Annotated in this window: 10 protein-coding genes, 1 tRNA gene and 1 rRNA gene; 3 read left to right on the forward strand and 9 right to left on the reverse strand. The window is 45.1% G+C overall.

The window, feature by feature from the left end:
• Nucleotides 1–55: 55 nt before the first annotated feature.
• Nucleotides 56–340, reverse strand: coding sequence for a co-chaperone GroES (gene groES, locus QNI08_RS19935; RefSeq protein ID WP_061142109.1), 285 nt, complete (start codon nt 338–340; stop codon nt 56–58).
• 327 nt (nt 341–667) lie between these two features.
• Here groES and QNI08_RS19940 point away from each other — a divergent pair, with 327 nt between their 5' ends.
• The gene (locus QNI08_RS19940; RefSeq protein WP_285769125.1) at nt 668–1,393 is read left to right on the forward strand and encodes a CPBP family intramembrane glutamic endopeptidase; all 726 of its coding nucleotides are present in this window, start codon (nt 668–670) and stop codon (nt 1,391–1,393) included.
• On the forward strand, nt 1,390–1,602 hold the full coding sequence (locus tag QNI08_RS19945; protein WP_285769126.1) for a YdiK family protein: 213 nt from the start codon (nt 1,390–1,392) through the stop codon (nt 1,600–1,602). Before QNI08_RS19940 ends, QNI08_RS19945 begins: the two co-directional genes overlap by 4 nt.
• A gap of 26 nt (nt 1,603–1,628) precedes the next feature.
• Here QNI08_RS19945 and QNI08_RS19950 read toward each other — a convergent pair whose 3' ends face one another.
• Together QNI08_RS19950 and moaC are read right to left on the reverse strand one after the other, a co-directional pair.
• Entirely contained in the window at nt 1,629–2,288 is a 660-nt protein-coding gene (locus QNI08_RS19950) for a redox-sensing transcriptional repressor Rex (protein ID WP_061461200.1), read from the reverse strand.
• A 28-nt stretch (nt 2,289–2,316) separates the two neighbouring features.
• A complete protein-coding gene (gene moaC / locus QNI08_RS19955; RefSeq protein ID WP_285769127.1) occupies nt 2,317–2,823 on the reverse strand; it encodes a cyclic pyranopterin monophosphate synthase MoaC in 507 nt (168 codons plus the stop codon).
• Nucleotides 2,824–2,952: 129 nt separating this feature from the next.
• On the opposite strand from moaC, the gene QNI08_RS19960 reads away from it, so the two are divergent.
• Nucleotides 2,953–4,872 (forward strand): ABC-F family ATP-binding cassette domain-containing protein, encoded by a 1,920-nt coding sequence (locus QNI08_RS19960; RefSeq protein WP_285769128.1) that lies wholly within the window; start codon nt 2,953–2,955, stop codon nt 4,870–4,872.
• Between the two features lie 274 nt (nt 4,873–5,146).
• Here the strand turns inward: QNI08_RS19960 and tsaD are convergent, their stop codons facing one another.
• From tsaD to rrf, 6 genes are all read right to left on the reverse strand, one after another.
• Entirely contained in the window at nt 5,147–6,160 is a 1,014-nt protein-coding gene (tsaD, locus tag QNI08_RS19965; protein ID WP_285769129.1) for a tRNA (adenosine(37)-N6)-threonylcarbamoyltransferase complex transferase subunit TsaD, read from the reverse strand.
• On the reverse strand, nt 6,157–6,609 hold the full coding sequence (gene rimI / locus QNI08_RS19970; RefSeq protein ID WP_285769130.1) for a ribosomal protein S18-alanine N-acetyltransferase: 453 nt from the start codon (nt 6,607–6,609) through the stop codon (nt 6,157–6,159). The genes tsaD and rimI overlap by 4 nt, the downstream gene beginning before the upstream one ends.
• Before the next feature lie 21 nt (nt 6,610–6,630).
• Nucleotides 6,631–7,323: a tRNA (adenosine(37)-N6)-threonylcarbamoyltransferase complex dimerization subunit type 1 TsaB gene (tsaB, locus tag QNI08_RS19975; protein ID WP_285769131.1), complete on the reverse strand. Its 693-nt coding sequence runs from the start codon at nt 7,321–7,323 to the stop codon at nt 6,631–6,633.
• Entirely contained in the window at nt 7,323–7,775 is a 453-nt protein-coding gene (gene tsaE, locus QNI08_RS19980) for a tRNA (adenosine(37)-N6)-threonylcarbamoyltransferase complex ATPase subunit type 1 TsaE (RefSeq protein WP_285769132.1), read from the reverse strand. Before tsaE ends, tsaB begins: the two co-directional genes overlap by 1 nt.
• A gap of 201 nt (nt 7,776–7,976) precedes the next feature.
• Nucleotides 7,977–8,050: transfer RNA gene (locus tag QNI08_RS19985), tRNA-Met, on the reverse strand.
• 33 nt (nt 8,051–8,083) lie between these two features.
• Nucleotides 8,084–8,199 (reverse strand): 5S ribosomal RNA (rrf, locus tag QNI08_RS19990).
• Between the last annotated feature and the right edge of the window lie 90 nt (nt 8,200–8,289).

Consider the following 8,289-nt stretch of genomic DNA (forward strand, 5'->3'; position numbering starts at 1 on the left):
AAGTACCTCCCTAAAATTTTAAGAAAATTTTCGTTCAGTTAAGTATGATGTATAATTAGCCGATTACAGCCAGAATGTCGCTTTCACGTAAAATTAAGTATTCAGTATTTTCGTATTTAACTTCAGTACCTGCATATTTTGAGAAGATAATTAGATCGCCTTGGGCAACCTCTAAAGCAACACGTTCGCCATTTTCAAGGACACGGCCAGTACCGACTGCTACTACCTTACCTTCTTGCGGCTTTTCTTTTGCAGTATCAGGAAGAACGATACCGCTTGCAGTTTTCTCTTCGGATTGAACTAGTTCAATAATAACGCGATCACCTAATGGTTTTAACAAGTGAAACAACCTCCTCATATTCTCTTGATAATTTGTTTCATGGATTATTAGCACTCTTCATCATTGAGTGCTAACACATTTATAATATTAAATAAACCGAGCCTTTTTTGCAAGTATCTTATCGAAAATTTTTTATTAATTTCTGATAAATTCCGGGCATACTACATTAACATAATGATTGGATAGGGAAATGTTTTTACGGGGGTACCTTTGAGTGGTGTTCTGCCTGTTTTTTTGATACCATTTTGGAGTATGCGTTTATAGATTGTCCCCTGTCAGGAACGTTTTAAGGCGAACTGGGCGACTAAATAAAAGGAGTTTTCATTTTTGAAAAAAGAATATTGGTTCGTCATCATCATTTACATTGCCATGCAATTATCGAGCATTGTCGGGGTGCCCCTTTTCATGCTGATAGGGTCTTCTATCGGAATGCCAGCTGATGAACTTGAGCAAAAGTCTGCAGCATATTGGATCGTATTCAGCTTTTTCGTTGCATTAGCCTTGGTTCTTTTTTTAATGAGAAAAGATATGAAGGAAAAGATGGACACAAGCAACCAAGCTCCCGTTTCCGAATCCATTTTGTGGGCGATAGGCGGTGTGTTCCTGGCACTGGCTGCTCAAACGGTTGCTGGGATCATCGAACAAAATCTTGGCGTGGAGCCTGAATCGGAAAATACCCAGCAAATCATTGAAATCATTTCCAAAGTCCCCTTGGTCATTTTCGTCACTTCGGTAATCGGACCGATATTGGAAGAAATCATTTTCCGGAAGATCATTTTCGGATCACTTCATAAACGCTTTAACTTCTTCATTTCCGCTTTACTCAGCTCGGTCATTTTCGGCTTGGCGCATGGTGAATTGGAGCATCTTCTTTTATATACGGCAATGGGCTTTACCTTTGCTTTCCTTTATGCGAAAACAGGCCGCATCCTTGTGTCCATGAGCGCACATATTGCGATGAATACGCTTGTCGTCATCTTTCAAGTCGTGAATCGCGAGCAAATCGAGAAGATGCTCGATACTGCACAGGCCTTCATCGGAGGTTTATTATGAAACGGCAATCCCCTTTATTCATCGGAATCATTTATGCAGGCTTAGGTGCCCTTTTTACGGCGATCGCAATTCAAACCGTCAATTCGTCAGGATGGGGAATCTTCGCCTACATACTCGTCCTTATCGCGACGCTTGATTTTGGATCAGGCCTGCGAATGATCATGGTCCACTTTAAGATCAAGGCCGCACAAAAAAATAAGAAAAAATAAAAAAACGCTGCGAGTGCAGCGTTTTTTCATTCTTCCAAAGCCGCTTCTTCCACGACCGGATAATGCTTCAAAAAGTAGATGAGCGATTGGAGCTCGACGGCAAGGTCAATGTGGTGCACCCTAATGGATGGGGGCACAGTCAGCCGGGCAGGGGTGAAATTCAAGATTCCCTTGATGTCGGCCTTGACTAAGCGATCCGTGATCGTTTGGGCCACTTGTGCAGGGACTGTCAAGATCGCAGCCGTAATATTATTTTCCTGCAATAGTGTATCGATTTGATCCATATGATAGATCGGCACGTCGGCTATTTGCTTTCCGACTTTATCTTCGGAAACTTCAAATGCCATTTCAATCTTAGTATTATTATTTTTTATGAAATTATAATTCAAGAACGCGGTCCCTAAATTCCCCACCCCGATTAAAGCGACCTTCGTCAGCTCATCTTGGTCCAGTGTTTTCCTGAAGAAGGATAATAAATAATTGACATTGTAGCCGTAGCCTTTTTTGCCAAGCGCTCCAAAATAGGAAAAATCGCGGCGGATGGTAGCGGAATCCACCTTTACGGCTTCGCTAAGCTCTGCCGAGGAAACCCTCTGCTTTCCTGAGGAGTGTAAGTTCTTTAAAAATCGATAATACAATGGCAGCCTTTTGGCAGTTGCCTGCGGTATCTTTGGGTCATGGTTCATTATTCTTCCCCGCCTTCACACATGCTTTTCAATCTCTATTTGTTTGGTTTACTTGTCTTTTATAATCGTTGCTGGATACTCCGCCTGTTTTCTCCACTAAAAAGGTAGGCCCGATCACCATACCCTTGTCCAAGGCCTTACACATGTCATATACAGTCAGGGCAGTCACGGATGCAGCTGTTAACGCTTCCATTTCCACACCTGTACTTCCTTTGGTCTTGGCTTCCGTTTCAATCCCAAGGCGATATCCCTGTGGTTCCCTTTCCCAATCAAAGGCGATATTGACGCCCTGCAGTGCGATGGGATGGCACATCGGGATGATATTGGACGTACTCTTGCTGGCCATGATTCCCGCAACTTGTGCGACAGCCAATACATCACCCTTTTTCATTTTCTGATTGGTGATCGCTTCATATATTTCAGCGTTCACCAATATGCTCGATCGAGCCGTTGCCGTCCGGGTCGTTTCCGGCTTGGCACTTACATCGACCATTTTTGCCCTGCCTTGATCATTGAAATGCGTCAAGTCTGCCATTAAATAACCCCTCCTAAATAATACACTATTATTCCACTTTATGTAACAGCTTGTTTTCGCCCGGAACCAAGCTATTGCCGATAATAACTATAATACGTTACACTTAAAATAATCAATTGAGGTGAAACTATGATTTTATTACAAATCAATCAACTATCAAAATATTACGGAGCTGAACTTATTTTATCAAACATGAAGCTCGAAGTTCAAAATAAAGATCGAATTGCACTTGTCGGGCGCAATGGTGCGGGTAAATCGACGCTGCTGAAGATCATAGCAGGGCAGCTATCGCATGATGGCGGTGAAATCATCAAGCCGAAAGGTGTCACCATCGGCTACATGGCCCAGGATACGGGCCTCGAGTCCGAGCTGACCATATGGGATGAGATGCTGACCGTATTCAAGGATCTTATGGACCAAGAGAAGGAGCTGCGCCGCCTTGAAGCGGATATGGCCAGGCCTGATGTGTTCGAGGATGAAGCCGTCTACCTAAAGGTGCTCAATGAATATGACGCGCTGATGGTCGCTTTCAAGGAAAAGGGCGGCTATCAGTATGAAGCGGATATCCGGTCCGTACTGCATGGCCTTCAGTTCGCTGACTTTGACTATTCTACCTTGATATCCACTTTAAGCGGCGGACAGAAAACGAGGCTTGCATTAGGGAAGCTGCTGCTCAGGAAACCGGATATCTTGATCCTCGATGAGCCGACGAACCATTTGGACATTGAAACCCTCTCATGGCTGGAGCAATATTTACAGGGCTATCAAGGCGCTGTCCTAATCGTTTCCCATGACCGGTATTTTCTTGATAAAGTGGTCAATCAGGTTTATGAAATTTCCCGGAATAATATGAAAAAATACCATGGTAATTATAGTTCTTACCTGGAGGGAAAAGCCGAGGATTATGAGCGGGACATGAAGCTATTCGAGAAACAACAGGGAGAAATCGAAAAGCTCCGCGACTTCGTCCAACGGAACATCACAAGGGCCTCGACCACGAAAAGGGCACAAAGCAGGCGCAAGCAGCTTGAAAAGATGGAGGTACTGGACAAGCCGCAAGGTGATGAGAAATCCGCCAATTTTTCATTCCAGATCGAGAAGCAAAGCGGGAACGAGGTGCTTCAGCTCCAAGACCTGGCGATCGGATACGAAGACGAAACGGTCTCCAAAAACATTAACTCGCGGATGACGAAAGGCGAAAGCATTGCCCTCGTCGGTCCGAACGGGGTTGGTAAATCGACGTTACTGAAGACGATCATCTCCAAGCTGCCGGCACGTGCCGGGTCTTTCCGGTTCGGAACGAATGTCGACGTCAGCTATTACGATCAGGAGCAAGCCAACCTGATTTCCAATAAACGCGTTCTGAACGAACTATGGGATGACTATCCCCTTAAACCGGAAAAGGATATCCGCACGGTTCTCGGGAATTTCCTTTTTAGCGGGGACGATGTTTTGAAAACCGTCTCCACTTTAAGCGGCGGGGAGAAGGCCCGCCTGGCGCTGGCCAAGATGATGATGGAAAAAGCGAATTTTTTGATTCTGGATGAGCCAACGAACCATTTGGATCTCGACAGTAAATTGGTGCTTGAAAATGCCCTGATCGATTATTCGGGAACGATCCTTTTCGTCTCACATGACCGGTATTTCATTAATCGAATCGCCACGAAGGTCATCGAGCTCTCCAAGGATGGCAATGAGGAATTCCTCGGTGATTATGATTACTATGTCGAGAAAAAACAGGAGCAGGCGGAGATCAAGGCGCTTGAACAGGAAAATCACGCGAAAACCGCCGATGTAGCTGTTGAAAAAACAAATTACAAAATCGATAAGGAAGCAAAAAAAGCTGAACGCCAGAGAAAACGCCGGATAGAAGAAATCGAGGCGGCCATGGAACAGCTTGAAGCGGAAATAAACGAATACAATGAACTCCTGTGCGACCCAAATGTCTTCCAGGACCACGAAAAGGTGATGGAGGTCCAAACGAAGCTCGATCAAGCACAGGTTACCTTGGATCAGCTTCTCGAAGAATGGGCGGAATTGGATGGATGACAAAGACCAGAGTCTGATGACTCGGTCTTTTCTTTTTCACAGGAATGCGCGCTCAGGTTATCCACATACTTGTTAACAATTGAAGTGCCATTCACTGGTGGTAAAACGAGGTTATACACATTATCCACAGAAACATATCCACTTATCCACATATACACCCATTTATACACATGGTGTTTGATTTTTCAATAAACTTTATCCACAGAATATTCTATTTTTAAAAGATCGGGCAAAAAGGCAGGATCCCTTTTGAGAGATCCTGCCTTCTCATTCTTTAAAATGCTTCAATATCCAAGCCTGGATTTCCGTTCAGGTCCATTCCGGAACGCTTGCCCTTTTCGAACATCACACTGCCGGCTGCACCAATCATGGCTGCATTGTCCGTGCAAAGATATAGGGGCGGGATGGATAGCTCGATAGGCAGCTGCGAAAAAGCCTCCGTTAGCGCTTCTCTCAGACCCTTATTCGCCGCAACTCCCCCTGCAAGCAACACTTGTTTCACGTCATATTCCTTGGCAGCCTTCACAGCCTTCATGACAAGCACTTCTATTACGCTTGCCTGGAAGCTTGCAGCCAAATCTTCCGGTTCGATCTTTTCCCCGCGCTGTTCTGCATTATGCAGCGTATTGATCACAGCCGATTTCAATCCGCTGAAGGAAAAGTCGTAGCTGCCTTCCAGCCATGCCCTTGGTAGCTTCAGCGTAGGCGAGCCCATTTGGGCGAGCCTATCGATATGAGGCCCGCCAGGATAGGGAAGCCCCAAAGTACGGGCCACTTTGTCATAGGCCTCCCCTGCTGCATCATCACGCGTCTCCCCTATCACCTTGAAGGAGCCCGGTTCGTCCAAAAGCACCAATTCGGTATGACCGCCTGAAACGACCAAAGATAGTGCAGGGTATTGAATTTCCTGAATAAGTCGATTCGCATAAATATGGCCGGCAATATGATGTATACCGACAATCGGGATCCCATGGGCAAAGGCCACTGCTTTAGCCGCATTCACGCCTATCAGGAGCGCCCCTACCAAACCAGGCCCTTCTGTAACGGCTATCGCATCCAAACCCTCATAGCCCACACCTGCCTGGCGGAGGGCTTCTTCCAGTACGAGCGTGATTTGCTCTACGTGATGACGTGAAGCTATTTCAGGGACGACGCCGCCAAAACGCTTATGGCTTTCTATTTGTGAAGCCACGACATTGCTCACTATCTCTGTTCCATTCTTGATGACGGCAGCCGCTGTTTCGTCGCAGCTCGTTTCAATCCCTAATATAAGTTGATCTGTTTTCATGCAAAATTCACCCACATAACATAAGCATCTTCTAGGTTATCTGTATAATAATTTTTCCGGATTCCACCCTTTTGAAAACCTAGCTTTTCATAAAGTGAAATGGCCACTAGATTGCTGACGCGAACTTCAAGCGTCATCCTCACAACCCCCATGGCAATAGAAATTTCAATCATCTTCCTGAGCAGGGCTTCCCCAAGCTTTTGCCCGCGATATTCAGGCAGAATCGCAATATTGGTGATGTGCGACTCATCGATGACGATCCACGCGCCGCAATAGCCGGCAATTTTCCCTTCGTCCTCGATCACCATGTATACAGCATATTGATTATGATTCAATTCATTATAAAAAGCTTCCCGGCTCCAAGGCAACGTGAAGGATTGTGTTTCCACGTGCAGCACTTGGTCGATATCTTCCGTTTTCATCTTTCGGAACGTCAATGTTTTACTCATATTAATCGGTCGCTTTCCTTTTTATTTCCCCTGCTGTTCAAGCCACTTAGCTTCTGCTTCGGCCATGCGTATATAGTTCGGTACAAACTGGTGAATATCCTCTTCAGGCTTATTAAGGCCAAGGAAGGCCAGCTCGCTTGGTCTTGAGTTGTAGGACTGTACCGGGGCAAATACGGCTGCTTCACCCAGTACTTCCATGATAGCATCCCGATGGATATCTGTATCTTGGCCGACAAATAAAATGGGGCGATTCAATTCCTTCAATTGTTTCGCCCATTCAGAGGATAGGATATTACAATCTTCAATCACCGGTTTTAACAGATTATTGTTCATTTCATATAATCCAGTATAAATCTGCCCTCTTCTTGCATCGAACAAAGGAGAAATCAGGCCGTTAAAATGGCGTCCATTAGCTGCCAATGCTTCCAGGCTCGAAACGCCTGATAACGGAATTTGGAGCGTCCAGGCCAACGTTTTCGCAATCGTCACGCCAATCCTTACGCCAGTATATGAACCCGGCCCCCTGGCAACCACTATCTTGGTCAATTCCTTCGGGACCGTATCGCAATCCTTAAGCAGCGTCTCGATGGCCGGCATGACCCGAACGGAATGATTTTTCTTTAAATTCGTCGTGTATTCTCCAATTACCTGGCTCCCATCCACAAGGGCGACCCCTAATGTGAAATTCGAAGTATCTATCGCTAAAACTTTCATCAAATAATCTCCTTACATAACGTTACATATCGTTCGCCTTTAGGCTCCAGGACAATTCGCCTGCTAGTATCACCGAGACGATAAATATAGATGGTCAAGATTTCATCAGGAAGCTGATCCTTTATTAAATGTGCCCATTCGACGACAGTCACACCATCACCTTCAAAATATTCATCGAAGCCTAAATCTTCTTCGGATTCACTTACCCGATATACATCCATATGGTATAAGGGCAATCGGCCCCTATATTCTTTTATGATCGTAAAAGTCGGGCTGTTCACCATCCTGGTAACGCCTAGCCCTTTCGCCAGCCCTTTCGTAAATGCCGTTTTTCCTGCACCCAAATCGCCTTCCAAGGCCAACACATCACCGCTTGAAAGTCTTTGTGCCAGCTGCTGTGCAAAAAGGGCCGTTTCTTCTTCATTTCCTGAAATCCATTCAACCTGCTGCATATATCAATCACCTTTATCATTATTGGCAAAATCATCACTCGGTTCCTGACATGAACCAGAAACGATATTCATTAAGGTAGTCAAAGAGCTCTATAAGTAGTTTACCTTGTTTCAAAAGAAGAAACAAATAAGTTAAGGTCCAATCATTCGAATTTTGGATAAAACAAAAAAACGAAACATAAGTTTCGTTTTTTTTCATGATTGCGGGGACAGGATTTGAACCTGCGACCTTCGGGTTATGAGCCCGACGAGCTACCGGACTGCTCCACCCCGCGACGGTATAAATGTTGCTTAATAAGTTAATTACAGCTTGGCGACGTCCTACTCTCACAGGGGGAGACCCCCAACTACCATCGGCGCTGAAGAGCTTAACTGCCGTGTTCGGAATGGGAACGGGTGTGACCTCTTCGCTATCGTCACCAAACATATAAATTTTCAAGTACATTTATTATCATAACATATATGATTTCAAAATGCAAGAAGAAATTTTCATTCCTTCAAAACTAGATAATAG

Source organism: Peribacillus folii (assembly GCF_030271255.1).
Lineage (GTDB): Bacteria > Bacillota > Bacilli > Bacillales > DSM-1321 > Peribacillus.